Consider the following 25,321-nt stretch of genomic DNA (forward strand, 5'->3'; position numbering starts at 1 on the left):
GCAAACCGTGTATCTGGCCTTGGCGGCATGCTGGGTCGACACGTAGTGTCCGCGTTGTGCCCAAGAAGATGCTGGTCCTGGCCGCCGGTGTGCTCGGTGCAGTTGTTTTGGCGGTGATGGCGGTTGTTCTCGACATGCCTGGCTACCTCGCCTTTGGGGCGACTGCGGCGTTCGTCGCAATTGGCTATGTTCTGCCGTTTCGCGGATTGCCGCTCCTCGTGGCCAGACGACAGCGCGAGCCGACTGGGGTACCGGGAGTAGCCGTGATCTTCACCGTGCTCGGCATCATCATGTCGCTCTTCTGCACCACCGCGGTTGATGGAGCTGACTCATCGATACAGGCCGCAGGATGGTTCGGTGTCGCGATGATGACAGCGCTAGGTGCGATCACCGTCGCGGGCCTTCGATGCGCCGAGAGCCTGAGGGCGGCACAGCCGTCAGGCGCTTGACGATTACGCGTCAAGCGCGCGGGCAGTCCACCGGGGATGCGGGATCTCACGGGCAGACGGGCGGCTCGGGTCGTTCGCCGAGGCGGTAGGCGGCCGGCACGGATCGCGGCTATGTCAGTGCGTTTGTCCGGTTGACTTTCGCAGGGCGGCGCGCTTGGTGTCGCAGGTTCTGTGGTCGGGCTCTTGTCCGCCTCTAGCTGCTCCAGTTCGGTCACCAACGGCTGGGGCGGCACGCCCTGGTCAAGCCAGCCAAGTGTCAGATCGGCCCAGTAGTCGCTGGCTCCGATGGCGTACCTGACCAGCTCCGTGGGGTCGTAGTCCCGCTCGAGTCCGGCGTCGAACTCGCGCTCTAGATCGACGAGGAACGGCAGCATGGGTGCGTCGGTTCTAGCACGATCTCAGCTTGCCGGAGACTGACCTCGCAATGCGCCAACTGCGGCATAGAAAGACGTTCTGCGTGTCGATCCGGGCGAAGGAACGTCCTCCTGATGCGCTTGTAGGGCTTGGTGTCCCATCGCAGGAGGAGGACGTTCATGTCCAACAGTAGTGGTGTGTCTCGAGGTGACCGGAACCGTAACGCGCGGCTTGTTCGGCTGCGGGTGCTGGTGCCGTTGAGCAGTGCGATCGTCGGGATCGACCTGGCCGACAACAAGCAGGTGGTGGTGGTCACCGATCACGACTCCAAGGTGTTGGCACGACGGACCTTTCGTTGTCGGGCGTGGGATCTCGGGATCGCGTTGGATTGGGCTGCCGAGCGTGCGACGGCGAAGGGGTTCGCCGGGGTCACGGTGGCGTGCGAGCCGACCGGACATCGTTGGCGGGTGCTTGGGCAACTGGCCGCGGACCGGTCGATGCCGTTCGTGTGCGTGCAGCCGATGCAGACCTCCTGGGCGCGCAGGAGCGAGGACCTGACCTTCGACAAGACCGACGACAAGGACGCGATCCTGATCGCCCGGCTCACCGCCCAGCTGCGCTGCTACGTTCCCGAGCCGGTCGAGGAGACCTGGGGTCGGCTGCGGCATCTGGGAACCCGCCGGGAGCGGCTGATCGGCGAGGCGGTCTCGCAGGTCCAGCAGATGCGAGACCTGCTGGAATGCGTCTGGCCCGCCGCGTTGGAGACGGCCAATTACCCGTTCCGGTCCCGCACCTGGGCGGCCGCGATGTGGGTCGTCGTGGACCGGGACAACGCCGACTTCACCCGGACCCGACGCCTCGGCCTGGCTCGGTTCGAGACCGCCGTGCGCCGCGAGATCACCAACCGGGGCGGGCACAAGCCCTGCCTGCGCATCGTCCGGAAGCTGTTCGCCGCGCTCAATAACCCGACCGGTGTGATCGCCCACCGCCGCGGCGCCCTCGAGCGGGTCCAGTTGCTGCTGGAGGACTGGGCCGAGAACCAGCGCAAGCTCGCCGACACCGAAGCCCGGATGACCGCCGTCCTCGACGAGCTCGAGCTGACCGCGCTGGTCACCTCGATCTCTGGGATCTCGGCCGTCGGCGCCGCAGCGATCCTGGCCGAGACCGGCGACCCCCGTCGGTTCTCGACCGCACGCGCCCTGGTCAAGCACGCCGGCCTCGCCCCCCGAGAGAAGCTCTCGGGCACCTTCACCGGCCGCACCAAGCTCACCGGCCAAGGCAGACCCAGACTCCGGCTGAACGCCTGGCGCGCGGTGTGGGGCGCCCTGCAAACCAACACCGCCTACGCCGCCCGCTACCGGCACCTGACAACCCGAGAGACCAACAAGCTGACCCCGACCCAAGCGCAGACCGCGATCGCGGCCGCGATCCTGCGGCACATGCACGCCGTAATCACCAGCGGCGTCGCTTGGGACCCGGTCATCGCAACCCACGGCACCCGACACCACGCAGCCAACACCAAGGCCGCCTAACCCCGCTCAGGCGGCCACTCAAGCAGACGGTCGGGGCAAGCCCCACGCGGCATTGAGGAACACCAGTCACCTCGCCGGACATCATGGGCAGCCCCGCCCGTCGTCTGAACAACCCGATTACACGCTGACGGGCCCAACCCCATCACCGCTATGCAGGGACAGACGACGGACGAGGCACCGGACCGGAAGGCTTGACACACAGCGCCTTACGCTGATGTCCGGGCGTTCGGTTGGCAAGGCTGGCAGTGATACCCGGAGCATGGGTGGCGCGACGCGCGGTGATCGTCCCGTCGGGTCTGCCCGGCAATCTCTGGTTCTGGGAGATCACGGCTGTTCTCCGCCTCCAGGGCCTGACCTCCCCGGGACGGTAGGACCTCCGCCTCTTGTGACTGTCCGCGGAAAGCCAGAGCGTGAAGAAGACCGACCCAGTACATCGATTGGATCGGAGGTCCGGCAATGGCGCATCTGCGGAGGCACGCAAGGTTATGCCCACGGCTGCATGGCCAGTGGCGAGCAGTGCCGCAGTCCCCGGTGATCCGCCGACCGGCAGGAGGAGTGGAACCGACGCAGACCTAACCGTTCCGATCGATGTCCCAGCGGTCGTCGGGTTCGGTTTCTGGGTCGCTGCCTCGACGGCGGTGGTTGCGGCAGTCTCTGTTGCGACCGGGATCACGACACCACCGCGGTCGGGGCCGAACTGCCACGGCGGGTGCGTCGCGTATCCGTACACCGATGCTGCGGCGTTCGTGCCGCGGGACTACCTGTGGATGTACCCGACGCTGCTGATGGCCGTTGTCTGCGTCGTCCTGTCGGTCTGCATCCACTACTGGGTGCCGCCCGGTCGGAGGCTGTTCAGCGCTGCCGGTGTGTGCCTGACGGTGATGGCGGCGGGAGCGCTGGTGGTCGACTACGCGGTTCAGCTCACCGTCTTGCAGGCCGGCCTACGTACTGGTGAAACGGAGGACCTCTCGGTCTTGTCCCAGTACAACCCCCACGGGATGTTCATCGGGTTGGAGAACGTCGGATACGCGACGCTGAACTTGGCGTTCGTGTTCCTTGGCATCGCCCTGGCGACACGGGGATCCAAGCTGGCTCGCGCGACCGCGTGGGTCTTCGTTGCTGGTGGCGCATTGACCCTTCTTCTCCTGGTTGTCTTTGCGGGCATCTACGGCACCGGCTTGGACTACCGGTTCGAGGTGATGTCGCTGCTGGTCACCTGGCTCGTGCTGATCACCGTGGGAGTCCTGCTCAGCGTCACGTTCGCACGTGCCGGCCTGACCCACGACGCCCACCTCACCAGAGAGAAGGTGTCGCATGGTGACACTGCTGATTGACCAGGTGCTCCCGAGCTACGACTACGCCATCGTGCACGCGAGCGTCTTCCACACCCCACCGGAGGCGTGCTTCCGCGCAGCATGCGAGCTCGACGTGCTCCGGAACCCTCTGGTGCGGACCCTGATCAGGGCCCGCTCGCTGGCGACACCGAGCCAGCGGCCACGACGCCTGCGGGTCCTCGACATGGCTGGGCCACCGTTGAACTGGCTCACGTTGGCCGAAGGCGCCGGCAGCGAGATAGTCCTCGGTCAGCTCTCGCGGCCCTGGGCGGCGGACGCCGCATCCCCAACGCAGCCTCGGACGGCGGAGGAGTTCGCTGCATTCGACCGGCCAGGTTTCGCCAAGATCGCGCTGAGCCTGCGGGCAGACCCCTATGGGGCAGCCTCGGCGATTCTCACCGTGGAGACTCGGGTCGCGCTCACCGACGCCGACAGCCGGCGCCGGTTCCGCCGATACTGGCGGATGGTGCGCCCGGCCAGCGAGTTGATCAGACGCCTCGCGTTCCGGCAGATCGCAGCAGACCTCGCGGCTCCACGCGCCGATGTGCGAGGCGAGATCGACATCTTGCGACCTACCGACATCGTGTTCGACACCGTGGCCGACGAACGCAACGAGCCCCACTTCAACCCGCGGCTGCACCGGGTCGAAAAGGCGACACCCGGCCCCGTTGGGGTCGGGACGACGTTCCGGGCGGAGACCACGACGATGGGGCGCAGCGTGCCCATGACCATCGAGTACACCGACTTCCAGCGTCCGCACCGACTCGGGTCCGTCACCCACATGCAGGCCATGGACATCGAGGGCGCCTTGACCTTCGACCCGACCTCCGAAGGCACGCGCATGAGCTGGGCCTGGAACTTGCATCCCCATGGCGCAGCGGCACTGATCCACCCGCTCGTCGTGGCGGTGGGCCGGCGGCAGGAGCGGGCTATCTGGGGCGAACTGAAGCGCTACCTCGAGGACAACCAACAAGCATCTGGCCAAAAGGGCGACGCTTGATCACCACACTGCCGATCAAGCGAGGCCTGAAGCCGGCTTCCATTGCCTCCCTGGAGTCGCGTTCGCGTCAGCAGCCGCTATCGACAACCTCGCGGCCGGCCTCCACACCGACTGGTCCGTCGTCATCGTGCATCTGGTCATCAGCGCGGTCTGCCTCGCCGTGCTGGCCTGGTATCTGCACACCGCCTCTCACGAAGTTCCAGACAAGCCCGGGACCGCGCAGCCATCCCATACCCCAACGCTGCCGCTGCCCTGAGCGGCGGCTCCTTGCGTCTCGTTGAGAGTTCGTGCCGGTTCAGGCCATCCTGACATCGTGTTCGGCTCGGGCCCGCGGTCAAGACCCTTCTCGAGTCGACGGTGCCGCATCTCCCGGCACCCGCTCACTGCTCATCGGGGCTCCCTCGGCGTCGTAAGCGGGGCAGAGACCTAGCGGTACGGAAAACTCAAGGATGCGGCGGCTCTCCCGGGGATCACCTTTGTGTCGCTTGGAGGCGGGGCTGGACCTCAAAGACAGGATGGTCGTGCGGGTCGGGGAGTGAACGGAAGCACCGCTTGACGCTACGGCCGGCGATCTTGCGGTAGTCAGCAATGATCTGGGCTCGTTGGTCGACGGGGACCTCGCGGGCGACGAATCGCTCTGGCCCTCCGTGGCCGTGGAGTTCGCCCTCGCCCGCGGCGCGCAAATTCTGCACCCAGTCCGACTCCCCGAACGGCGCCACCAGATAGCGCCGTGGCCCGACCTGGACGGGAATGACCGGGACGTGCCGTGGCTGGCCGGTACGTCGGCCGGTCACGGTCAACTGCTCGACACCGCCGGTTCTGAGCTTGCTGACCACCGGGTTGACCACATGCCGGGTGAACCCCGGCGGCTTCAAGTACACCATCACTGGACCTCCCCATGGGTGGCGGTTCTACGGTTCGCCCAGAGGCTCGCCGCCACCAGAGGCTAAGGTCCCGGCGTCCTGGGCGTCAGCGCACCCGCCAGGGCGAGCAGACCTGAATCAGTACCGCGATTGCTCGGCCCCGCATGTACGAGGAGCGATTCCTGTCATCGGCATGAGCGCGCGGATCGCGGCTACTTGAGGATGTTCCCCTGACTGATGGCCGGTTGGATGTTGAAGGACTGACGGAGCGCGCTGACTCGCTGCTGAAGAGGGATGCGAGGCGGGGGGGACTATCAGCCATGACTGTCGACGCGGCCGGCCTGCGCGCTATCGCCGCAGAGTGCGTGAAACTCGTCACCGCCGAGTTCGACAGGAACCTCGACTGGCGTCTTGAGAGCCTTGAGACTCTCGACGAGGTGTGCGCGCACCTTCTGAGTGCAGGCCCGCTCAACGCGGATCGACACGATCTGTGGTGGAAGCTCGTTGGCACGTACGTCGGCGAAGTTGTCCTGGCCGCCAACACCGAGACGGTCAGCGCTTTCCGGACCTGCCTCCCGCGGTCGCTCAGGTCGTACCGCCATGGTGGCCGGCGTGGCCAGATGAGTAGAGCGGCAGGCGGAACAGCATGACGGCGACCATGGCCACGCATGCCAGACCGCACACGCTCGGAACCAGTGCCTGCTGCGACACGATGCCGATCCAGTACCCGGCGATCAGCAGCACGCCGGCTGCCACGGACGACCCGGCCATCTCCAAGGTGGGCCGCCATTCCATGCGCCGGAACCGCATCCAGGCAACCATCGCACCCGCCAGGATGACGGAGCAGATGAGCGCTGACAATGCGGGAGCTTCCTGTGTCAGGTCGGTGAACCCGAGAAGCGCCGCGACGCCGAAGAACACGGCAATCAAGACGCCTCCTCCGAGGCACATGACCGCGCACATTTCCAGGAAGTGGAAGCCAAACCGGCTGGTCGACTTCGCGGTCCGTGAGATCGGCCCGTCGCGGGCCGGAGCCTTCTGCGGGGATCTCGGGGTGTGTAGTACTCGCATGGGAACCTCCCTCGGTTGGCCCCTGGCCGCCGGGAGTCTTCCCCCCAGTAGCGCATGGGGCAGGACGTCTTTTCTGCCATCATCCGCTCCGCTCTCGGGCGTACGAAGGGTCCAACGTCTCCAGCGGTCAGGGCTATGGACCCCCTCCGGGCAGCCGACCGTTTCTGGTACCGGGCAGTGTCCGAACCTGCTGCCGCTCTACGGCTCGGAACGGCATGCGCGGCGCGTCGAGGAGGGGGCGTTCGGCCCTGTCACCGGTCATCGGCCGGGGGAACTTTTGGGGGGTCGGTGTCAGCCCGGCCACGCTCACCCAGTCGGAGTTTGCGCCGTAGAGCAGCGCAACGACGAGTCCATCTCGGGTGCCGAACGCCCACACCCGGGTCGCATAGTCGCGCCCGGTCACGCGGCCCCGTCTGCCGCAGTTCGCATGCGTTCGAGCAAGGTTGGGCATGGCCGCTCAGGGTCGGATGGCAATGCGGGGCATCCGGCCTGGCTTCTTCGTCACCGCGCTGTCGCGCGCATGCTCGATGGCGGGTGCGTGTACACCTGGAAGGCGAGGTGGCCCGTCATGAGGTTGCGACGCAAGACCGCGCCCACGAGCGGCGACCAGGCCGCGCCCGCCGGCCCGGGGCGAGGGCGCTCGCACGTTGGCGGGGTCGTGGCCGGATCGCTGGCCGCGGGTTTCGTTGCGGCGGTGATCCTGCCGTTCCTGCCAGTGGGCAGGGTAGATGTGGACTTCGCCACCGCGATGGTGCTGTTCGGTTTTGCGCTCGGGTGGGCGCTGGTGGCGGTTTTGTCTACTCGGTTCACCGATCAGCCACAACGCTGGGCTGTGGCGCCGGCGATCTTCATGGCGTTGTCCGGGGCGCTGGTGCTGTTGGCCCCGGACGCGGTGGTGGATGCGCTGGGGTGGGTCTGGCCGCCGGCGCTGGTGGTCTTGGTGGTCTGGGCCTGGACCCGCGCCAGGCGCGCGCTGCACAGCCGGACCAGGGTGTGACTGTTGAACCCGGTGCTGGTCATCTTGGTGATCTTTGCTCTCGGCGGGGCGTACGAGACGATCCGCCAGTCGACCGGACCTGCGGTCGCCATGCGCGGTCAGCTCGTGGATGTGGGACCGTACCGACTCCACCTGGAGTGCACTGGCTCACGCGGCCCGATCGTGATTCTTGAACCGGGTGGCGGCGGCTCCGCGGCCTCGATGGGGCTGATCGCACCCGCTGTGGCCCGCGACAGCAGAGTGTGCGTGTACGACCGGGCGGGGCGTGGCTGGAGTGATCCTGCCGCGAGTCCGCCCGATGGTGCGCAGATCGCCACCGATCTGCACAATCTGCTGGATCGCGCACACGTTCCGGGTCCGTGAGGACGTACGCCGCGAAGTGGACACATGTCGCGGATCCACTGGCGGATCACAATCTGACCAACTGAGTGACAATGGGGCGGCATGCGGCCGGACATCCATGGACGTTGACGGACGGTCGCCGGGCCCGCAGCCGTGGCCCTCCAGGGGTTATGTGTGAATGGCATGGAAGAGGTCAGGGGTTCGAATCCCCTAAGCTCCACCAGCAGCAATCGCAGGTCAGGAAGCACTTCGCTTCCTGACCTGTTTCCGTTGGTGGGAAGACCGATCGCCTCCCGTCACCCTGATGGGGCCTCGTGCACGGTCCTCTCCCGGCATCTGATCGGGTGTCGTCACCACAGCCCGAACGGGAGCCTGGGTGGGCGCTGCCCCGGACGGCTGCCCGGGCCAGCGCCTTGCCAGTTCAGCGGTGCCGGGTACCGGCCCGAGGCGTGGTTCCAGTCTGTGGCTCCTGTGATCTGCCAACAGATTCGCGACCCATATCCGACAGTAGGGTGTCGGATCCGGAGCGCAGCGTTCGTGGAACAGGTGAAAGGCGAACACTCGAGGCGCCACGACAGGGCAAGACAACAAGACAAGGCAAGACAAGGAGTCAGGCGATGACGCGTCCACGGTCTCTATGCCACCCGAATCCGTCGCACTCAACTCGGGAGGTGTTGTGAAGCTCCTTCTCACATCCGGAGGCGTTACGAACGGGAGCATCCGCGATGCGCTGGTCGATCTGCTGGGCAAGCCGATCTCCGAGTCCCGTGCGCTCTGCATCCCTACGGCGCAGTGGGGCCACCCGATGTTGGGGCCCGCCTCGGTGCGGGGCTTCGTCACCGGCGAGCCTCCGCGGCTCATGACCAGCCTGGGCTGGGAATCCGTGGGCGTCCTCGAACTCACCGCGCTGCCCAGCATCGGCGAGGAGCGGTGGGTGCCGTGGGTCCGCGAGGCCGACGTGCTCCTGGTGGACGGCGGCGACGCGTCGTACCTGTGCCACTGGATGCGGCAGTCAAGGCTGTCGGACGTCATCTCGTCGCTACCCGAGACGGTCTGGGTGGGGCTGAGCGCCGGCAGCATGGTGATGACACCGCGGATCGGTGACGACTTCGTCAACTGGCCTTCTGCCCTGGACGACCGCACGCTCGGGGTCGTCGACTTCTCGATCTACCCGCATCTGGACCACGAGCAGATGCCGCAGAACACCATGGCCGATGCAGAGAGATGGGCCGCTGACATCGGAGGTCCGGCATACGCCATCGACGACCAGACCGCCATCAAGGTGACCGACGGCACCGTCGAGGTCATCTCCGAAGGACACTGGAAGGCCTTCCCCGCATAGCCGACGGCTGATATCGGAGTGTCCCAGCGCCCCTCCTGTGCGTCGTGCTGGGTCACGCCGCCGGCCGACAGCATAGCCTGACCGCTCAGGCTGCGATCCGCGCCGTCACCTTCGCAGCGACGCGGAACTGGCCATGCTCGACGAACTCGAACGACTAGTCACCATCACAATGGAGCGCGTTCATCGTTACCTGTGGTTCGTCGGCGACTGAGGATCCGGTGCTCTCCGCCACCGAGCAGGCCGCACGGTCATGCCGAAATGAGTGCACTTCGGGATGGCCGCCGACATCATCTGGTACGGAGTGGCGCGGCCACGTCACCGCACGGGGAAGTGGGTGAGGTCCTCTTCCCAGCCGCTCACGGATGCCGCGATGTCGGCCTGCGGGATGGTTAGCCGAACCTGGTGTCCGAGTCCGTCGTCATGGTCGTTCGAGCCCGACGGCGGGCGCGATTCTGCGTTGAAGTAGGTGTCCAGCGTGGTGATGCCTTGAGACGTCCCGTTCAGGGTGAACATCAGATTCGGTTCCGTAAGGCAGAGTTGCGGTTCCTCGCGATCAGCGGCTGCGACCGTCGCTGGATTCGCGTCGCCCAGACCGCGCAGCCAGGACGCGAGCTCTCGCGCTTCCCACGTGGTCATGTAGGGGTCGTGGAACTCCCACGACTGGTCACCGTCCCAGACCTTGCCGCGGATCATCAGCCAGTTGGCGTCCCAGTCGGCCTGCTCCGACCTCGACTGGCCGCTAGCGAACTGATAGCCGGTCACAGCCAGGTCGACGTAGTGGCCGTTCAGGGATTCGAGTCTCAAGTGGTCGATGCTAGGTCAGAACGAGCGTCGCTGGGTCGTCGCTTGTGACGCATTCATTTGCCGCTGACGGTGATTTGCGATCATGCCGGTGGGCCGGTGGGCCGGTGGGCCGGTGGGCGGGTGGGCGGGTGGGCGGACGTGCGGGCGAGGCGCCGGGGTACGGATGCGTTCGAGGTGCGTCAGGAGAGGTCGACAACCACTTTGCCGAGGGCGCGTCCCTCGCCGACGTGAGCAAGCGCGGCGGGAACCTCTTCCAGTGCGAAGGTGCGGTGGATGTGGATCCTTATGTCCCCGGTGGCGCAGAGGGCGGCCAGCGGGTCGAACTGGGCCGGACCCTCCTGGACGGCGAGGAACCCGATGGCGCGACCGGTGAGCCGCCCAACCAGCCAGCCGGCGGTGAGTACGCGTAGCAGCGTCGGCACCGACCCGCCCACGCACCGATAGGTGCCGCCGGGTGCCAGCGCACGCCGGTAGGCGAACACCGATCGGTGCGCGACCAGGTCGAGGATCAGGTCGTACGGCTGGGTGGTCCGGGTGAAGTCGTCGCGGTGGTAGTCGATCACGTCGTCCGCGCCGACCGACCGCATGAAGTCCAGCTTGGCGGCGTTGTCGACCCCGGTGACGTGGGCACCGAGCCGCTTGGCGAGCTGGATCGCGAACGATCCCGACCCTCCGCCGGCGCCGTTGATCAGCACTCGGCGACCCGGCGCGGCCCGATCCGTGCCCTGCAGGGCGATCGCGCCCGCCTGCGGGATGGTCGACGCCTCAGCGAACGTGAGCTGGGCCGGCTTGTGGGCGAGTGCGGATTCCGGCGCGAGCGCGTACTCCGCGAAGCCACCCTTCAGCCTGAGGTTGTCGCCGTACACCTCGTCTCCGGGTCGGAACCGGTTCACCCCTTCCCCCACGTCGTCGACCAGCCCGGCGATGTCCGATCCGAGCGTCCGGCGAGCCGGGACACGCAACCCGCCGATCCGCGCGTACGCGGGCGAGCCGCGCAGGCACTCCCAGTCGCTGAGGTTGACCGAGGTCGCGGCGATCTTCACCCGCACCTGGCCGGCGGCGGGCGACGGTACCGGGATGTCCTCGACCTGCAGCACATCGGGGGACCCGTACCGGTCGTAGACGACCGCCTTCACGCCCGCCCCGCGGCCCACCTGGTCATGGTGGCAACGTAGCAAGCCCGGACGCTCGAACGACACGGACCTGTCGAACGCGGATCCGGATTCCGGCGAGTGACGGAACCCCGGATCGCCTCCCGTTCTCCGCAGACCATTGTCGCCCCCAGAGGTCCTGGCCAGTTTCGCTCGATGTGGCAGGGCCATGGCTCCTGCGGAGGCGTGGAACGTGGAGGTCTTCACGAGAACTGGTTCGGGGTGCAGAGTGGTGAGCACGCGCCAGCTGAGGACCGGCACCCCAGGAGAGCCCGATGAGTATCGAGCTGAACCACACGATCGTGCACGTGAAGGACCGATGGGCTGCTGCTCGCGATGTGAGCGAGGTACTCGGTCTGCCGGAGGCGAGAGCGTACGGCCCGTTCGCCGAGCTGAAGTTGGACAACGCGGCGAGCCTGGACTTCATGGACACCGAGGGCGAGATCCACGGCCAGCACTACGCCTTCCTTGTCAGTGAGGAGGAGTTCGATCTCATCCTCGGTCGCTTGCGGGACGACGGCCGCCAGTGGTGGGCCGATCCCTTCAAGCGCCAACCGCAAGAGATCAATCACGCGGACGGTGGCCGCGGCCTCTACTGGCAGGGTCCTGACGGGCACTGGCTGGAGATCATCACCCGTCCGTACGGCAGCGGCGGCTGATCCCCGGGCCGCCGCATACCCCTCCGGCCAGCCACACGGATACCGCGGCACGGCCTGGATGATCTGCATCATTCCGCCCCATGCGCGCCCGCCCTGGATTGTCGGCCTCGGTTGACCGGATCGGCCACGGACAATAGGGCGCCGTGGGGATACGAGGCGCGTAGCGTTCGGTGCATGAGGAGTGTGGGTAGTCGTCTGTTGTTGGGGCGGCTTGCCGTGATGGGCCCGATCGCTTTCACCATCGCGTGGATAGTTGGCGCTGTAGTGCAGGACGAATACAGCCTCCGGCGGGAGGACATCAGCGCGCTAGCGGCTTTGGACGCCCAGAACGCATGGATCATGGTCACGGGTTTTCTGCTGCTCGGCGTCGGGATCGTCGCGCTGGGGGCCGGACTTGCAGGCGCGTTGAACGGCAGGCCCGCGGCGGTCGGCTCGATCCTCATTGCAGTCGCCGGCGTCGGTATCATCGTCGCCGGCCTGGCCCGCAACGACTGCAGCAGCCAGCTAGCGGCGTGCGCCGACCGCGTCGACGCCGGCGAAGCGTCTTGGCATCACGTCACCCACGACCTGGTCAGCCTCGTGGTGTTCCTCGCCCTTGTGGCCGCAGCTCTGGTGTTCGCCCGTGCCTTCCGCGGCGACCAGTCGTGGCGCGACCTGCGTACCTACTGCCTCATCACCGCGGTACTGGGCCTCGTGTTGCTGGTTCTGTTCATCACCGGTGTCGCCGGCTCGTGGAACGGACTGCTGCAACGGGTGTTCGTGACGGTGCTGTTCCTCTGGATCGCAGTTCTCGGCGCCCGCCTGATCCGACTCTCCCGGACCCAGTCAGCCGAGCCCGCAACCTGATTCCCCCGAACAAGCGCGATCTCGGCCCGGTCCGCTGCCAACGCCCCCGAGTAACGCGCGGTATGCCCAGTGCGGGTACCGGACCACACCCCGCGTCGTCCAGCGCGCGCTGGACGATCTGCGCACCGAACACAGCTACACCCACTCGAGCTGCGGAACTATGCGGCCGATCCCGAGCTGGCAACGCAGGCCCACGTCGAAATTGGCCAGCGGCCGATGGTGGCGTGCTGGTGTTCGCCGGTGCCGCCGTGTCACGGTACGAGCTGCTCACCGCGATCGACGCCACCGCCGTAGTCCGGTACCCGCAGCAACTGCGCGGCTCTGCTCCCGTCGGACTGCCAGTCCGCGGGCTGCTGCGCGATCCGTGGATACACCAGCGGAGTTGCGCGGTCAGTTCCTCGCGGGCCAAGGATGGTCAGCCTGGCGAGCGCAGGGATGCAGTGGGAGTCGTTACGACCATGCCTCGCAGCTTGGCAAGGTTATCCTCGTGTCGCCCCCCGCATGGACCATCTCGACCCACAGGCCGTACTTGTGGTCTTCCGGCAAATCCCCCGTGACGGGTGGAGTCGTGTACCCGGCGCTGTGTCCCAGCGTGCTGGCGGTGCGGCCCGTACTGAGGTGCGCTACTACGCCCCAGCCGTCGGCATACGAGTCTGTCGCATACAGGGCGTCGCCCGGATTGCGGCCGTAGGGGTCTGTGTAGAACATGGCCAGGCCGACGTAGTGGTCGTCTTGTTCGTAAGCGATGGCTTGCCACACATTCTTGTCGTCATCGTGCCTGCATACGGTGTAGAAGTCCGTTGCCGCACTCGCGGGGCTACTCCCGAGCGTCGTCGCTGCTGCGGTGAGCGAGGCCGCGGCCGCGAGCGTAGCGACGATTCTCCTCGTTCTGGTCATTACGGTTCTCCTTTGTCTAACCTGTTCTGCCATGTCAAGCCAACCCGCGGATCGCTACTGCCTCGGAGCTCCTGTGCGGCACTAGATAGACGGGCGGCGACCCAATCTGGGAGGTGTGCGAGAGCAGTGGTGGCGCCTATCAGAGCCCGAATCGGCGTCAAGGTGGGCGGTCCAGCCGGGACGCGTCCTTACCGGCACCGCAAGGTGATGTCGGCGGCGGCGATCCGGCACATGATCACCGTGCAGGCAGGATCCGTTCCACTCTCGTCACTCCCTCTCGTAGGATCGGATCTCACGGTATGGATTCGATACCGGTATCTTCAACGGAACTGGGAGCACCCATGGGCAAGGCGTACAACGTGATGGCGGCGACCTGTCCGAGCCGAACCGTGCTGCACCGCATCGGCGCCCGGTGGACCGTGTTCGTCGTCAACGCCCTCGCCGACGGCCCCCGCCGCTTCACCGACCTCAAAGCACACATCCAAGGCATCACCCCGAAGGTCCTGACCGAGACCCTCCGCTCCCTCGAAGTCGACGGCCTGATCAACCGGCACGAGTACGACGAAAACCCGCCGCATGTCGAATACGCCTTGACACCACTAGGACGCTCCCTCCTCGTCCCGCTCCGCGCCGTACGACACTGGGCCGAACAACATGTCCCCGACATCGAAGCCGCCCGGGCCCGTCACGAGGACCAGACGTACGCCGACACGGTGTGAATGGGCCAGTCATGCCGGGCGCGGCTCAACCTGGTCGAACAAATGGTTCGCCGAACTCACCAACCGCAAACTCCGCCGCTCCGCCCACCGCACCACCGCACCAAACTCGAAACCGTGTCGGCAAGACACCGGACCGTCCAGCCAAGTGGGAGAGATTTGGGAGCCGAACACGCGCAACAACGGTCCTCAACGAGGCCCGACTAGCGCCAACCGGGGAGCGGCAATCCCTTGCGCTACAAGGCATACGAGGCTCACGGCGACGAGCGGGACAATGACCCTCGCCTGTGGAATGGAGGAGGTCAGGATTTCGAATCCCCTAAGCTCCACCGCAGGTCAGAGGTGCCGCACCTACCTCGTGACCGGCTGCTTGCCTATCGATGTAGTGTCATGCCCGTTCAGCGGGCCTTGGCCTGTCAAAGGGGAGGGCGGGATGCCCTGCCCTGCGGTGCGTCGAACCGCGTGACTGGAGGAGTCGATGCTGGGATGACGGCAGGGCGACCGATGCCCACACAGGACGAAGTTCTCGGGTACTTCGACACGCTGTCGAACTGGGGACGGTGGGGCGACGACGACGAGCTCGGCACTCTGAACCACATCACAGACGACGTCCGGCTGGCGGCGGCGCGGGCCGTGCGCCACGGCCGGAGCGTGTCGTGCGGATGGGAGGTCGCCGTACCGGAAGAAATGGAGCGGTCGACGACGACGTGCCCGTGTGCCGCCGACATGCCGGGCGCCGAGAACATGCCGGCCGCATTCCGCAACGATCGGCGCTGGGGCTTTTCGAACGAACGGCTCGGCATCTTCTTCCACGGCAACACGATCACCCACGTCGACTCGCCGTGCCACATCTTCTGGGACGGCACGATGTACAACGGGCGGTCGCACTCGTTGGTCGACGCCGCAACGGGATCGGCGTGGGCGGCCGTCACGGCGGCGGCGAACGGGATCATCACGCGCGGTGTCCTCCTGGACATTGCGAGGGTCCGCGATGTGCCGTGGCTGGAACCGGGGCAGGGCGTGTTTCCCGACGATCTCGAGGAGGCCGAGCGTCGCCAGGGTGTGCGGGTGCGATCCGGCGACGCGGTACTCCTGCGGACCGGCTACGGTCGCGCTCGGCTCGAGGACGGTGCGGCCGGCGGTTTCACGCAGGCGGGCTGGCACGCGTCCTGCCTGCCGTGGCTGCAGGAACGGGAGGTCGCGCTGATCGGCGCTGACACCCCCCAGGACGTTCAGCCGTCGGGGTACGACGACGTACTGATGCCGGTTCACGCCGTGAGCCTCGTCGCGATGGGTCTATGGCTGCTCGACAATTGCGACCTGGAGGCGTGCGCGACGACAGCCGCCGAGCTCGGCCAGTGGGACTTCCACCTCGCAGTCGCGCCGGTCCGCTTCGCCGGTACGTCCGGCAGCCCGGTCAACCCGATCGCCACATTCTGACCCCGGGACCCGCGCCGGCGCCTCCCGGCCGGGGTGAATCCCAGTGTTGTGTGGCGATTCACCACGAGCCGGTGCGCCGAAGCTCCGACACCTACTCCCAGTGGACGACCTCAACAACTACCCTGAGAACCCCGCCCTCACCGGGGCCGGAAGCAACTAACCGAGCCTCGACGAAACGCAGGGCGATTCACCACTTCGGTCTGCTGGACGACTCAGCCACCGCCAACTGACGGGTGCCTCGGTTTGCGTCTGCCTTGGCCGCTACTCCGACTTGCGCCCGAATACACGCTTGGCGACGGAGCCGGTGCCGATAGCGGCGAACAGGGCGACAAAGACCCCTGAGGGAATGGTGCTGAAACTCGAATCGACGCTGTGGAAGGTCGCATCGCCTCCATACACGCCAACGAACAGCACGGCCACCCACATCGTGACGATCGCCAGCGTGGCCCACATTTCGCGAACAAGGATCCGTGAAGCCCAGCCTCCACGAGGGGACCGGACTGAAGACTGATCTTGCATCGTTGTTGTCATGACTGCCTCCTAAGGTCCACTTCTAGTCTGATCCGGTTGCTAAACCCGCCGGTAGAGCCGGAGGTCAGGCGCCGCGTAGGCAGAAGGGCCCAAGCGGCCACTCCCAGAGACAACGAGGCCTCACGACTGTCGCCCGGCTGCCCACGCCGCCCGTCTGACTGCGGGAGGAATCACGCGGTGATGCGAACCTCCATACCTTCGATCATCTTTCTCAACGGCCGCCCGAACATAACGCCTTCCCGCAGTGTTTCCGAGGGTTTCGGGCGTCAGCGCCAGGCTTCGGCGAGCTGCTCGGCGAGGGCTTGGCCTTGGGCGTAGCCTCCTCGCGCGGCTTGCGGGCGCGTTGACGGATCCGTCGCCTTGGCGTCGAACACATCACCCGCGTCGCCATCCGGAAAGACGGTCTCTACCCTGCTGCCCGCTGCGCGCAGCTCGTCGACCTGGGTTGCGAGATCCATGCCCCACTCCAGCGGCATCCGCGACCTGCCGCCGAACGGTGACAGCACCAGCACCAGCCCGTATCCAGCCGCCAGGTCGGCGTTCTCACTGCGTCGATAGCCGCCGTTGATGTATCGGTTCTCGCCGATGCGGTAGGGAGGGACGGCACCGAAGCCGTTGCTGGTGCTGGCGGCGACGGCGTCCACCAGATCGATTCCGCTGTGGCGGTCGAACACGGCCGGTTCCCCGGTATGCGCATCGACCGCCGTGATAAGTACAGGCTGTTGCGGCCAGTGCCGGCTGGGAAGCCGGGCCGCGACGATGTCGCGCCAGCGCGTCTGGCCAGAGCCGTCGGTAGCGTCCATTTCGAGCGCCGCGGCGCCCATCCTGCGGCGCATGTCGGACGCATCCTCAGCAGAACCGATGACTCCGTTCGACCACTCCAGATAGTTCAGCGCCGAGAGATTCGGAGCGCGTCCCCGGTCCGATCCGGCGTGTGGCGGAGGCACCTCGGCGATGATGGCGGCATAGAGTTCGGCCGGCCGTGTCCCGCTGGTGATCTGGGCAGCCACCGTCGATCCTGCCGACGTACCGATGATGAGATCGGCCTCGGTGACATCGACCCCGGCATCGGACAGGCCGGCGATGAGACCGAGCTCCCACGCATTGCCTGCCGCTCCGCCGCCGGCGAGAACCAAGGCTCGCTTGTTCGAGTTGCCCGCCTGTCCTGTGGCATCGACCTGCTGGTCGGGCATGGGCCAATTCCCGTGCCCCGGCGTACGGCTCACGTCGATGCCATCGGAAGTGGTCGTTGTGCTTCGCTGAGTCGAAGAAGGTGTTGTGTTCATGGGAGTCGCCTTTCGCCGATTGCCTGGCGGGCGCTCCCAGCTACGACTACCGCAGTCGCGCGGTCGTGCCTCGCAGGGGAGCACCCATTACGGATACTGCGTCCATGGGTCTCACCTCCTGACGTTGGAGCACGATCACCGAGGGTGATCGCACACCCGCGGCGGCGGGCAATCGACATCAAGCCGGTTGCCACGTCTCTGTCGAACGCTACACCGCCTGCGTGACGCGGCCTAGGCAGCACGTCGGCTAGAACCTGGAAGGACGGTGAGATACCGAAACCCGTCAGCCTCAGCGATCATCAAGGGGAGGGTTGTGTTCAGGACCGGCGTCCGGCAAGTCGATGGCGCCGGAATGGAGGAATCATGACGGACCCCGCGGACCGGATCGACTTCGCCAATCTCCCCGCGCCAGACGAGGGCATCGTGATGACGTTGTTCATCACCGTCCGCGAGGTCGCGCGGTCGAGGGACTTCTACTCGCGGGTCCTCGGCGGCACCGTCGTCCTCGAGGAGAATCCGTGCATGGTCAAGCTGGCCAACTCGTGGATCATCATGAACCCCGGCGGGCCGCCCACCCCCGACAAGCCAGGGATCTCGGTGGTCGACTACCAGCCCGGCGACACGACCTCGATCTTCCTCAACCTGCGGGTCGCTGATATCCAGGCCCGCTACGAGGAGTGGAAGGCCAAGGGCGCAGAGTTTGTCACGCCACCGATAGACCGCGGAGCAGAGATCCGCTGCTACATGCGGGACCCGGACGGATACCTGATCGAGGTCGGCCAGTCCACCGGACTGCTGCACGGCGAGCTCGCCGCAAAGCGCCCGGAGGACCTCCCGGGCTGACCCCGTGCCGTCCTCAGGGCAGCATGCTGGGCTAGATGTTGCGGCGGGCAATGACTCGGGAGAGGCCGAGCGTTCCCAAACGCGGCACGACCGGATGGGTGCGACGGCGGTAACGGAGTTGCCTCGCCTGAGACCCTGGGGCGTGACCGAATACGCTATGCCGCCGGAAACGGTGCGCACGTTGATTACTGCCTTGCAAAGGTACGGAGTCGCAGCATGCGTCGGCGGGGGTTGGGCTGTCGACGCGCTGGTCGGGAAACAGACTCGGGAACATCTGGATCTCGACGTCTGGGTAGACGCGGACGACTTCGAAGGTCTCGTCGCAGCCTTCGCCGACCAAGGAGTCGATCGGATCTACCCCTGGCCCGGCGACCGTCCCTGGAACTTCGTCTTGCATGACGGCCACAGTCGTCGCGTAGATCTGCACCTGTACGAGACTCTGAGCGACGGCCGACTCCACTATGGCAGTCTCAAAGCGCCGTTCATGTTCACCCGCGATGATCTTTCCGGTGAGGGTGAGATTGCAGGTATCTCAGTTCACTGCGAACGTCCCGAGTTCGCCCTGCAGAACCACACCGGATACGAGCCGCGCGAGATCGACCGACACGATGTCGCTGTGCTGTGCGAACGCTTCGGACTCCAGCCACCCGAGAACTTCCGCTAGGGAGCCTGGCCGGTGCGCGGCCACCGGCATGAGCGGGAGTTGCTCCAGCGCGCCGAGGGCGGGCGAGCCGATCAGTTGGTAGGTTGCGCGCCATGATGGAGCTTGGAGCCGTCGCCTGGCCGCCGGCCGCGATCAGGACCGAGCGGCTCCTGCTCCGGGAGCCCGAGGCCCGTGATCGTCCGGCGATTATCGAACTGTTCGTCTCGCCGGAGGTGGGCACCTACATCGGTGGCGCTCGACCGCGTGATGAGTTCGAGCGCGCGGTGCCTGAGGTGCCCAGGCGGCGTCCTGGCCTCTTCGTGGTCGATCTCGACGGAGCGATGATCGGCATGGTCACGCTCGATCGGCGCGACGGAGAGCGTCCCGGTCACGTCCGTCCGGATTCCGGGGAGGTCGCGCTCGGCTACATGTTCCTGCCGGAGGCGTGGGGATGCGGGTACGCCGGCGAAGCGTGCGCGGCGGCCCTCGACTGGTTTGCAGGCGCGCTTCCCAGCGAGCCGGTGGTCCTGTACACCCAGACCGCCAACGACCGTTCGATGCGCCTCGCGGTGAAGCTGGGGTTCACCGAGGTGGAGCGGTTCGAGAAGTACGGCGCTGAGCAGTGGTTCGGCGTGTGGTCCTCGGTTGCGCCAGCCGGTTGACTCGTGCTCGACTCCGCCGCGGATCCACGGGTTCACTGGTCGGTGGGCCGAGAGATCGACGTGGCGTGAGAAGTTTCTGCCGGCAGCCTGTCGGATCCGGGGCGAGTCGTTCGTTGCAGGGGTGAGGGGCGGCCGGAGGTGGCCGCCGGACAAGGAGTGGCCAAATGGCGCGGTACCTGATCACGTTCGAGAACGGTTCGATGGACCACATCCGCGAGGAGGACGTCCCCGAGGTGGGCAAGGCCGCTCACGCGGTGGTCCAGGAGGCGAAGGACGCCGGGGTGTTCATCTTCGCCGGCGGGCTCGACTACGGCACCATGAAGCCCGCCGTGGTGGGCACGGACGGGGTGGTCACCGACGGCCCCTACCCGGAGAGCAAGGAGCTCATCGGCGGCTTTGCGATCGTCGACGTACCGGCCCGGGAGGCGGCGCTGGAGTGGGCCGCGAAGTTCGCGGTCGCCTGCCGCTGTGCGCAGGATGTTCGCGAGTTGATGTACGACCCGGAGATCTGATCCACGGAGACGTGTTGACGCGGTACGCACGGCCCCGCCACTTTCAGGCATCACGAGATGGCAACTCAGGAAGGTAGAACATGCGAGCTCTCCTCACATCGGGCGGGATCACGAACAGCAGCATCCACGACGCACTGGTTGACCTGCTGGGCAAACCGATCGCCGAGTCCAACGCCCTCTTCATCCCCACCGCCATCTACCCCTTCCCCGGCGGCGCCGGCATGGCGTGGCGGGCGATCTCCGGCAAGGGGCCATCGCCGTTGGCTGCATTGGGTTGGAAGTCGTTGGGGCTCCTCGAGTTGTCGGTGCTGCCGAGCATCGAGGAGGCTGCCTGGGTGCCAACGGTCCGGGACGCCGACGCCCTGCTGGTATGGGGCGGCGACCCTCTGTTTCTCGCCAACTGGATGCGGCGCTCCGGTCTGACCGATCTCCTGCCCACGCTGCGCTCCGAGGCGGTCTACGTGGGGGTGAGCGCCGGGAGCATCGCTGCTGCCTCCACCTTCGTCGAGACCTTCACCGAACCGCCCCGCGGGACCGATGGACCGCTGAAGTCGGAGGACGTCGTCTTCGCCACGCCCCAGGGTGACGTCGACAGAATCCTGGTCACGGGACAGGGAGCAGGACTCGTCGACTTCGCGGTGATCCCGCACCTTGAGCACGAGCACCATCTCGACGCTTCCTTGGCCAACGCCGAGAAGTGGGCGGCCCGGATTCCGTCGCCGACGTACGCGATCGACGACCAGACCGCCGTCAAGGTGGTCGACGGCGCCGTCGAGGTCGTCTCCGAGGGGCAATGGAAACTGTTCCAGCCCTAAGGGGGCCGAACGAGCGGCACCAAGGTGCTGGCACATCACGACCGCAGAGGCCGGTTTCCCAGTGGGAGACCGGCCTCTTGCGTGCCCTGAGGAGGTTCGTCGAGTAGCCGGAGCTGTCAGAGGACACAACCGCGCCCTTATGTACCTTGACGGTTACGTACGCCAGTGGTTACATTCAACGGGTGGAAGCTGTTTTGCGGGCGCTGGCTGATGACGGGCGACGGACCTTGGTAGAGGCCTTGGCTTCGGGGCCGGCTACCGCGGGGGAGTTGGCGGCGCTCCTGCCGATTGCTCGGCCCGGGGTTTCGCGGCATCTGCGGGTGTTGCGGGAGGCCGGGCTGGTGGACAGTCGGCAGGAGGCGCAGCGGCGGGTTTACAGCTTGCGGTCCGAGCCGTTGGCCGAGCTCGACGAATGGCTGGGGCGTTATCGCAGTCTCTGGGAGCAGCGGCTGGACGCCCTCCACACCGAGATCGCCAGGGGTAAGCGAAGGGAGTAACAGATGACGAGCAATGCAGGTCCGGGCAGTCGCGTCCTGGGCCGCCTGGGAGTGGCCGACGGTACGGGCGTCGTACGCGTCGAGGACCGGTACGACACCGACATCGACGACCTGTGGTCGTCGATCACCGACCCCGAGCGACTGGCCCGGTGGTACGGCAAGGTCGAAGGTGACCTGCGCCTCGGCGGGGCCTTCACCCTGTACCTCGAGTCCGCCGACCTGAACAGCATCGGGCGCGTCGACACCTGCGAACCACCGCGGCGACTCCGGATCACCACCAGGGAGTCGGACGAGTCGGCGCGACGAGGCAACGGCCCACCACCCTTCGAGCAAACCGTCGAAGCCACACTCACCGCCGCCGGCCCACAGACCGTCCTGACCATCGAGATCCGCGGCCTGCCCCTCGACAAGATCGAGTACTTCGGCGCGGGCTGGCAGATCCACGCCGAGAATCTCGCTGCCTACCTCGCCCACCAGGAGTCCACCGAGACCGAGTCCCGCTGGTCCGAACTCGTCACCACCTACCGACAGTTGGCCTCGACCATCCGCTGAACCGACGAGGGCGGGTGGTTGTCAGATTCATCCTGGTGGGGTGACGTTGCCGTGCGTTCTGGCGGACACCATGGGAGCGGTGCCGCGGGTGCGCACTTCGGCTGCGGGTGAGCGGCCGGGTTGGACGAGAACAAGGCAGGAACTGGGGTGCCTGAGTCGAGGGGCGCCAGGTTGACAAGGCAAGGAGTGCACCATGACCGCCTTTACGGTGTGGAAGTTCGATGGGCCGGATGGAGCCGGGCACGCCGCTGATGTCCTCAAGGGCTGCGAGCGGGACGGGCTGGTGAAGATCCTCGACCACGCGGTCGTCTCGTGGCCGAAGGAGGATTCGCACCCGACCACCAAGCAATCGCACGAAGAGACGTGGCGCGGGACCGGGTGGGGAGCTTTCTGGGGAGTCCTCCTCGGCGCCCTCTTCTTCGTGCCCGTGATCGGTGGCGTTGCCGGGGCCGCGATCGGCGCGATCAGCAAAATGACCCAGGACAGCGGCATCACCAAGGAGCAGCTCCAGAAGATCCGCACCGAGGTGACACCGGGAACCTCGGCCCTCTTCGTGGTCACCGAGCACGGCGATCTCGACCGGGTGGGCGAACGATTCCACGGCATGCACAGCAAGCTCATCGACACGAACCTCACCGATGCCGAGCGTCAGGAGCTCTTGGAGACCTTCGGCGGCAAGTGACACCGGGTACCAGACTGAGCTGCCTCAGGAGGTTGCGGCGGGAGGTCGGCGTCTAAGGTTTACGCCGTGACTGAGCTGGCAGACGTTCCGTGGCCGCCGACGCCGATCCGGACAGCGCGGTTGCTGCTCCGCGAGACCGGGGCCCGCGACCGCCCCGGCTTCATCGACCTGTTCGCGTCGGACGACGTACGGCGCTACCTCGGCGGAGCGCGGTCACGGTCCGAACTCGAGGAGGCCGTCCCCGAGGTGCCGGGCAGGTACGTCAGGACCTTCGCCGTCCAAACCGACGACAGCTTCATCGGTGCCATCACCATCAACCGGCGCGACCCAACCCGGCCCGGGCACGTGCGGGCCGACGGTGGGGAAGTGGAGGTCGGCTACACGTTCCTCCCTCAGTTCTGGGGTCGCGGCTATGCGACTGAGGCCGTGGGCGCTGCGCTGGAGTGGGTGACGGAGGTTCTGCCCGGCGAGCCCGTCGTGCTCTGTACCCAGTCCGCCAACGAACCCTCGGTTCGGCTGGCCGAGCGCCTGGGCTTTGCCGAAGTCGAGCGCTTCAAGGAGTTCGACGCAGAACAGTGGTTCGGCGTCTGGCTGAAGACCGGCCCGAGCTAGACGTCGCGTTCGTCCCTCAGGGCCGGGCGACGAGGGCAGAACGGCTTCGTGGCGTCCTCTGGTTACCACCGGGTCAACTGGCTCAGCTGACGGCCTTCTTGATCAGGGTGGTGAGTTGCTTCTCGGTGGTGGGGGTGAGCTTGGTGAGGGCGTAGGCGGTGGGCCACATGGTGCCGTCGTCGAGGTGGGCGGAGTCGTTGAAGCCGAAGGTGGAGTAGCGGGTGCCGAACTTGTCGGCCGGCTGGAAGAAGCAGACGACCTTGCCGGCTTTGGCGTAGGCGGGCTGGCCGTACCAGAGCTTCGGACTGAGTTGGGGAGCGTTGGCCCTGACGATGGCGTGGATGCGTTCGGCGATCGCGCGGTCCGCGTCGCTCATCTCGGCGATCTTCTCCAGTACGGCGGTCTCGTCTTCCGCCTTGCCGCGGGCGGCCTTGAGTTCCTTGGCGCGCTCCTTCATCGCATCCCGCTCCTCGGCGGTGAAGCCGTCGTACGACTTCTGCTTCGACGTTGTCGTGGTCTTCCGCGTGGCAGCCATTGGAGGGTCCTGTCTATGAGCTCCGGTGTGAACAATCCTCACGCTACGACCCGCCCACTGCTTCCGCTTCTCGAAACTGATCGATTGGATCCGCGTCAGTTGGTGAGGGCCGGCTGGGCTAGGTTGAGGTGGTGTCGAGCTTCGGAGCGTTCCCGGCGGAACTGGAGACCGAACGGCTGCGGCTGCGCAGGTGGCGCCCATCGGACGCGGGGGAGTATCGCGGGCTCTGGACCGAGCGGGATCCACGTGCGTTACGCCGGATCGACGCGGACGGACGCCCGACGGTGGAGGAGATCCGCGGCTGGCTGGCGGACAACCCACTGGCGGCCGAGCCCGGGCTGGGGCTGCTTCCGATCGAGCGGCGGGACAACGGCGAGTTCATCGGGTACTGCGGACTGATCGTCGGCCGCGCATCGTTCGACGAACCGGAGATCGCGTACGAGCTCGCCCAACGTGCCCACGGTCACGGGTACGCCACCGAAGCCGCCCGGGCCGTCGTCGAGGCGGCGGCGAACACGGGACGCGAAAGGCTCTGGGCGACGGTGCGGGACTGGAACGCGGCGTCGTTCCGCGTGCTGGAGAAGCTCGACTTCTACCGCAGCGATCGTGTCACCGCGGATCCCGAGCGCGGCGACACGATCTGGATGACGCGCGACCTCGGTCAGGTATAGAGCGACTGCTCAGCCGTTGGCGTAGAGGCGGAAGGGCTGACCGGCCGGGTCTTCGCCGAACGTCCTCGGAGCATTCCAGCCTCCTCGCAGTGGTTGTACGAGACTAGGCGCGTGAACCGACAGGATGATCTCGTCGCCGAAGGTGAGCCCGAGAAGGAGTTCAACCCCGGGATCGCGGCCCGCCTCCCGCGCAAGACCGTCGCCGGAGGCGCCCTGATCCGCGACCCCGCCGGCCGCATCCTCTTCCTCGAACCCACCTACAAGCCGACCCTCGACATCCCCGGCGGGATCGCCGAGTACGACGAATCGCCGTACGACGCCTGTCGCCGCGAGGTGCAGGAGGAGATCGGCCTCGACCGCGAGATCGGCGCCCTCCTCGTCGTCGACTGGGTCCCCGTCCTGGGTCCCTGGACCGACGCCCTCGCGTTCATCTTCGACGGCGGCATCCTCGACGACGACCAGCTCACCCTCGACCCCACCGAGGTCCGCACCGCACAGTTCCTCACCCTCACCGAGGCAACGCCGCGCCTCCGCCCCTCCATGACCCGCCGCCTGGCCCTGGCCCAACAAGCCCTGACCACCGGCCACCCGTCGTACGCCGACTTCGGCCGCGACTCGTGATCCCACCCGTCGCCAGGCAGGCCGGGGCAGATAGTAGCCATGTACTTAATAGCCATGTACAG

At 66.7% G+C, this 25,321-nt stretch carries 31 protein-coding genes; 22 read left to right on the forward strand and 9 right to left on the reverse strand.

Annotated features, from left to right (window positions below; genetic code table 11):
• Positions 1-56 precede the first annotated feature (56 nt).
• The 4 genes from OG555_RS26260 (at position 57) to OG555_RS26275 (ending at position 4,669) form a co-directional block, all read left to right on the forward strand.
• Complete coding sequence (locus tag OG555_RS26260) at positions 57-449, forward strand: hypothetical protein (RefSeq protein ID WP_329475205.1); 393 nt, start codon at positions 57-59, stop codon at positions 447-449.
• Positions 450-982: 533 nt separating this feature from the next.
• Positions 983-2,335 (forward strand): IS110 family transposase, encoded by a 1,353-nt coding sequence (locus tag OG555_RS26265; protein WP_329475206.1) that lies wholly within the window; start codon positions 983-985, stop codon positions 2,333-2,335.
• Between the two features lie 410 nt (positions 2,336-2,745).
• Positions 2,746-3,669, forward strand: a complete 924-nt coding sequence (locus OG555_RS26270; RefSeq protein ID WP_329475207.1) for a hypothetical protein — start codon at positions 2,746-2,748, stop codon at positions 3,667-3,669.
• The gene (locus OG555_RS26275) at positions 3,650-4,669 is read left to right on the forward strand and encodes an SRPBCC family protein (RefSeq protein ID WP_329475208.1); all 1,020 of its coding nucleotides are present in this window, start codon (positions 3,650-3,652) and stop codon (positions 4,667-4,669) included. The genes OG555_RS26270 and OG555_RS26275 overlap by 20 nt, the downstream gene beginning before the upstream one ends.
• Before the next feature lie 470 nt (positions 4,670-5,139).
• Here the strand turns inward: OG555_RS26275 and OG555_RS26280 are convergent, their stop codons facing one another.
• On the reverse strand, positions 5,140-5,553 hold the full coding sequence (locus OG555_RS26280; protein WP_329475209.1) for a nitroreductase family deazaflavin-dependent oxidoreductase: 414 nt from the start codon (positions 5,551-5,553) through the stop codon (positions 5,140-5,142).
• A 564-nt stretch (positions 5,554-6,117) separates the two neighbouring features.
• Positions 6,118-6,603 (reverse strand): hypothetical protein, encoded by a 486-nt coding sequence (locus OG555_RS26285; protein WP_329475211.1) that lies wholly within the window; start codon positions 6,601-6,603, stop codon positions 6,118-6,120.
• A 568-nt stretch (positions 6,604-7,171) separates the two neighbouring features.
• Here OG555_RS26285 and OG555_RS26290 point away from each other — a divergent pair.
• The 3 genes from OG555_RS26290 (at position 7,172) to OG555_RS26300 (ending at position 9,284) form a co-directional block, all read left to right on the forward strand.
• Entirely contained in the window at positions 7,172-7,600 is a 429-nt protein-coding gene (locus tag OG555_RS26290; protein ID WP_329475212.1) for a hypothetical protein, read from the forward strand.
• A gap of 3 nt (positions 7,601-7,603) precedes the next feature.
• Complete coding sequence (locus tag OG555_RS26295; protein WP_329475213.1) at positions 7,604-7,963, forward strand: alpha/beta fold hydrolase; 360 nt, start codon at positions 7,604-7,606, stop codon at positions 7,961-7,963.
• Positions 7,964-8,618: 655 nt separating this feature from the next.
• A complete protein-coding gene (locus OG555_RS26300; protein ID WP_329475214.1) occupies positions 8,619-9,284 on the forward strand; it encodes a Type 1 glutamine amidotransferase-like domain-containing protein in 666 nt (221 codons plus the stop codon).
• 315 nt (positions 9,285-9,599) lie between these two features.
• Here OG555_RS26300 and OG555_RS26305 read toward each other — a convergent pair whose 3' ends face one another.
• Positions 9,600-10,088 carry a WapI family immunity protein gene (locus OG555_RS26305; RefSeq protein ID WP_329475215.1) on the reverse strand — a complete coding sequence of 163 codons (489 nt, stop codon included), beginning with the start codon at positions 10,086-10,088 and terminating at the stop codon, positions 9,600-9,602.
• Between the two features lie 179 nt (positions 10,089-10,267).
• Positions 10,268-11,242 carry an NAD(P)-dependent alcohol dehydrogenase gene (locus OG555_RS26310; protein ID WP_329475216.1) on the reverse strand — a complete coding sequence of 325 codons (975 nt, stop codon included), beginning with the start codon at positions 11,240-11,242 and terminating at the stop codon, positions 10,268-10,270.
• A gap of 272 nt (positions 11,243-11,514) precedes the next feature.
• On the opposite strand from OG555_RS26310, the gene OG555_RS26315 reads away from it, so the two are divergent.
• Together OG555_RS26315 and OG555_RS26320 are read left to right on the forward strand one after the other, a co-directional pair.
• Positions 11,515-11,898 (forward strand): VOC family protein, encoded by a 384-nt coding sequence (locus OG555_RS26315; RefSeq protein WP_329475217.1) that lies wholly within the window; start codon positions 11,515-11,517, stop codon positions 11,896-11,898.
• 174 nt (positions 11,899-12,072) lie between these two features.
• Complete coding sequence (locus OG555_RS26320) at positions 12,073-12,744, forward strand: DUF998 domain-containing protein (RefSeq protein WP_329475218.1); 672 nt, start codon at positions 12,073-12,075, stop codon at positions 12,742-12,744.
• A gap of 251 nt (positions 12,745-12,995) precedes the next feature.
• Here OG555_RS26320 and OG555_RS26325 read toward each other — a convergent pair whose 3' ends face one another.
• Positions 12,996-13,118 (reverse strand): hypothetical protein, encoded by a 123-nt coding sequence (locus tag OG555_RS26325; RefSeq protein ID WP_329475219.1) that lies wholly within the window; start codon positions 13,116-13,118, stop codon positions 12,996-12,998.
• 76 nt (positions 13,119-13,194) lie between these two features.
• Entirely contained in the window at positions 13,195-13,641 is a 447-nt protein-coding gene (locus OG555_RS26330) for a hypothetical protein (RefSeq protein ID WP_329475220.1), read from the reverse strand.
• 341 nt (positions 13,642-13,982) lie between these two features.
• Between OG555_RS26330 and OG555_RS26335 the strand changes: the two genes are divergently transcribed.
• Both OG555_RS26335 and OG555_RS26340 read left to right on the forward strand, forming a co-directional pair.
• Positions 13,983-14,360: a winged helix-turn-helix transcriptional regulator gene (locus OG555_RS26335; protein ID WP_329475221.1), complete on the forward strand. Its 378-nt coding sequence runs from the start codon at positions 13,983-13,985 to the stop codon at positions 14,358-14,360.
• Positions 14,361-14,843: 483 nt separating this feature from the next.
• A complete protein-coding gene (locus OG555_RS26340) occupies positions 14,844-15,797 on the forward strand; it encodes a cyclase family protein (RefSeq protein WP_329475222.1) in 954 nt (317 codons plus the stop codon).
• A 261-nt stretch (positions 15,798-16,058) separates the two neighbouring features.
• Here OG555_RS26340 and OG555_RS26345 read toward each other — a convergent pair whose 3' ends face one another.
• Both OG555_RS26345 and OG555_RS26350 read right to left on the reverse strand, forming a co-directional pair.
• A complete protein-coding gene (locus OG555_RS26345) occupies positions 16,059-16,328 on the reverse strand; it encodes a hypothetical protein (RefSeq protein ID WP_329475223.1) in 270 nt (89 codons plus the stop codon).
• 266 nt (positions 16,329-16,594) lie between these two features.
• Entirely contained in the window at positions 16,595-17,521 is a 927-nt protein-coding gene (locus OG555_RS26350) for a patatin-like phospholipase family protein (protein ID WP_329475224.1), read from the reverse strand.
• 456 nt (positions 17,522-17,977) lie between these two features.
• Here OG555_RS26350 and OG555_RS26355 point away from each other — a divergent pair, with 456 nt between their 5' ends.
• The 9 genes from OG555_RS26355 to OG555_RS26395 all read left to right on the forward strand — a co-directional run bounded on the left by OG555_RS26355 (position 17,978) and on the right by OG555_RS26395 (position 23,432).
• Entirely contained in the window at positions 17,978-18,457 is a 480-nt protein-coding gene (locus OG555_RS26355; protein WP_329475225.1) for a VOC family protein, read from the forward strand.
• A gap of 142 nt (positions 18,458-18,599) precedes the next feature.
• Positions 18,600-19,121 carry a nucleotidyltransferase domain-containing protein gene (locus OG555_RS26360; protein ID WP_329475227.1) on the forward strand — a complete coding sequence of 174 codons (522 nt, stop codon included), beginning with the start codon at positions 18,600-18,602 and terminating at the stop codon, positions 19,119-19,121.
• Positions 19,122-19,213: 92 nt separating this feature from the next.
• On the forward strand, positions 19,214-19,762 hold the full coding sequence (locus OG555_RS26365; protein ID WP_329475228.1) for a GNAT family N-acetyltransferase: 549 nt from the start codon (positions 19,214-19,216) through the stop codon (positions 19,760-19,762).
• Positions 19,763-19,926: 164 nt separating this feature from the next.
• Positions 19,927-20,274, forward strand: a complete 348-nt coding sequence (locus tag OG555_RS26370; protein ID WP_329475229.1) for a YciI family protein — start codon at positions 19,927-19,929, stop codon at positions 20,272-20,274.
• Positions 20,275-20,354: 80 nt separating this feature from the next.
• Positions 20,355-21,089 carry a Type 1 glutamine amidotransferase-like domain-containing protein gene (locus OG555_RS26375; protein ID WP_329475230.1) on the forward strand — a complete coding sequence of 245 codons (735 nt, stop codon included), beginning with the start codon at positions 20,355-20,357 and terminating at the stop codon, positions 21,087-21,089.
• Between the two features lie 182 nt (positions 21,090-21,271).
• The gene (locus tag OG555_RS26380) at positions 21,272-21,586 is read left to right on the forward strand and encodes an ArsR/SmtB family transcription factor (protein ID WP_329475232.1); all 315 of its coding nucleotides are present in this window, start codon (positions 21,272-21,274) and stop codon (positions 21,584-21,586) included.
• Between the two features lie 3 nt (positions 21,587-21,589).
• Positions 21,590-22,138 carry an SRPBCC family protein gene (locus OG555_RS26385; protein ID WP_329475233.1) on the forward strand — a complete coding sequence of 183 codons (549 nt, stop codon included), beginning with the start codon at positions 21,590-21,592 and terminating at the stop codon, positions 22,136-22,138.
• 193 nt (positions 22,139-22,331) lie between these two features.
• On the forward strand, positions 22,332-22,820 hold the full coding sequence (locus OG555_RS26390) for a DUF1269 domain-containing protein (protein WP_329475234.1): 489 nt from the start codon (positions 22,332-22,334) through the stop codon (positions 22,818-22,820).
• A gap of 66 nt (positions 22,821-22,886) precedes the next feature.
• The gene (locus OG555_RS26395) at positions 22,887-23,432 is read left to right on the forward strand and encodes a GNAT family N-acetyltransferase (protein ID WP_329475235.1); all 546 of its coding nucleotides are present in this window, start codon (positions 22,887-22,889) and stop codon (positions 23,430-23,432) included.
• An 82-nt stretch (positions 23,433-23,514) separates the two neighbouring features.
• Here OG555_RS26395 and OG555_RS26400 read toward each other — a convergent pair whose 3' ends face one another.
• The gene (locus tag OG555_RS26400; protein ID WP_329475236.1) at positions 23,515-23,967 is read right to left on the reverse strand and encodes an iron chaperone; all 453 of its coding nucleotides are present in this window, start codon (positions 23,965-23,967) and stop codon (positions 23,515-23,517) included.
• 131 nt (positions 23,968-24,098) lie between these two features.
• Here OG555_RS26400 and OG555_RS26405 point away from each other — a divergent pair, with 131 nt between their 5' ends.
• Positions 24,099-24,638 carry a GNAT family N-acetyltransferase gene (locus OG555_RS26405; RefSeq protein ID WP_329475237.1) on the forward strand — a complete coding sequence of 180 codons (540 nt, stop codon included), beginning with the start codon at positions 24,099-24,101 and terminating at the stop codon, positions 24,636-24,638.
• 111 nt (positions 24,639-24,749) lie between these two features.
• On the forward strand, positions 24,750-25,259 hold the full coding sequence (locus tag OG555_RS26410) for an NUDIX hydrolase (protein WP_329475238.1): 510 nt from the start codon (positions 24,750-24,752) through the stop codon (positions 25,257-25,259).
• Positions 25,260-25,321: the final 62 nt, after the last annotated feature.

Source organism: Kribbella sp. NBC_01484 (assembly GCF_036227145.1).
Taxonomy (GTDB): domain Bacteria; phylum Actinomycetota; class Actinomycetes; order Propionibacteriales; family Kribbellaceae; genus Kribbella.

Coding starts and splice junctions, on each gene's coding strand:
- OG555_RS26265 (WP_329475206.1), top strand. CDS start 983: ATGTCCAACAGTAGTGGTGTGTCTCGAGGTGACCGGAACCGTAACGCG.
- OG555_RS26275 (WP_329475208.1), top strand. CDS start 3,650: ATGGTGACACTGCTGATTGACCAGGTGCTCCCGAGCTACGACTACGCC.
- OG555_RS26280 (WP_329475209.1), bottom strand. CDS start 5,553: ATGGTGTACTTGAAGCCGCCGGGGTTCACCCGGCATGTGGTCAACCCG.
- OG555_RS26285 (WP_329475211.1), bottom strand. CDS start 6,603: ATGCGAGTACTACACACCCCGAGATCCCCGCAGAAGGCTCCGGCCCGC.
- OG555_RS26290 (WP_329475212.1), top strand. CDS start 7,172: ATGAGGTTGCGACGCAAGACCGCGCCCACGAGCGGCGACCAGGCCGCG.
- OG555_RS26315 (WP_329475217.1), top strand. CDS start 11,515: ATGAGTATCGAGCTGAACCACACGATCGTGCACGTGAAGGACCGATGG.
- OG555_RS26320 (WP_329475218.1), top strand. CDS start 12,073: ATGAGGAGTGTGGGTAGTCGTCTGTTGTTGGGGCGGCTTGCCGTGATG.
- OG555_RS26330 (WP_329475220.1), bottom strand. CDS start 13,641: ATGACCAGAACGAGGAGAATCGTCGCTACGCTCGCGGCCGCGGCCTCG.
- OG555_RS26335 (WP_329475221.1), top strand. CDS start 13,983: ATGGGCAAGGCGTACAACGTGATGGCGGCGACCTGTCCGAGCCGAACC.
- OG555_RS26340 (WP_329475222.1), top strand. CDS start 14,844: ATGACGGCAGGGCGACCGATGCCCACACAGGACGAAGTTCTCGGGTAC.
- OG555_RS26345 (WP_329475223.1), bottom strand. CDS start 16,328: ATGACAACAACGATGCAAGATCAGTCTTCAGTCCGGTCCCCTCGTGGA.
- OG555_RS26350 (WP_329475224.1), bottom strand. CDS start 17,521: ATGCCCGACCAGCAGGTCGATGCCACAGGACAGGCGGGCAACTCGAAC.
- OG555_RS26355 (WP_329475225.1), top strand. CDS start 17,978: ATGACGGACCCCGCGGACCGGATCGACTTCGCCAATCTCCCCGCGCCA.
- OG555_RS26365 (WP_329475228.1), top strand. CDS start 19,214: ATGATGGAGCTTGGAGCCGTCGCCTGGCCGCCGGCCGCGATCAGGACC.
- OG555_RS26370 (WP_329475229.1), top strand. CDS start 19,927: ATGGCGCGGTACCTGATCACGTTCGAGAACGGTTCGATGGACCACATC.
- OG555_RS26375 (WP_329475230.1), top strand. CDS start 20,355: ATGCGAGCTCTCCTCACATCGGGCGGGATCACGAACAGCAGCATCCAC.
- OG555_RS26385 (WP_329475233.1), top strand. CDS start 21,590: ATGACGAGCAATGCAGGTCCGGGCAGTCGCGTCCTGGGCCGCCTGGGA.
- OG555_RS26390 (WP_329475234.1), top strand. CDS start 22,332: ATGACCGCCTTTACGGTGTGGAAGTTCGATGGGCCGGATGGAGCCGGG.
- OG555_RS26400 (WP_329475236.1), bottom strand. CDS start 23,967: ATGGCTGCCACGCGGAAGACCACGACAACGTCGAAGCAGAAGTCGTAC.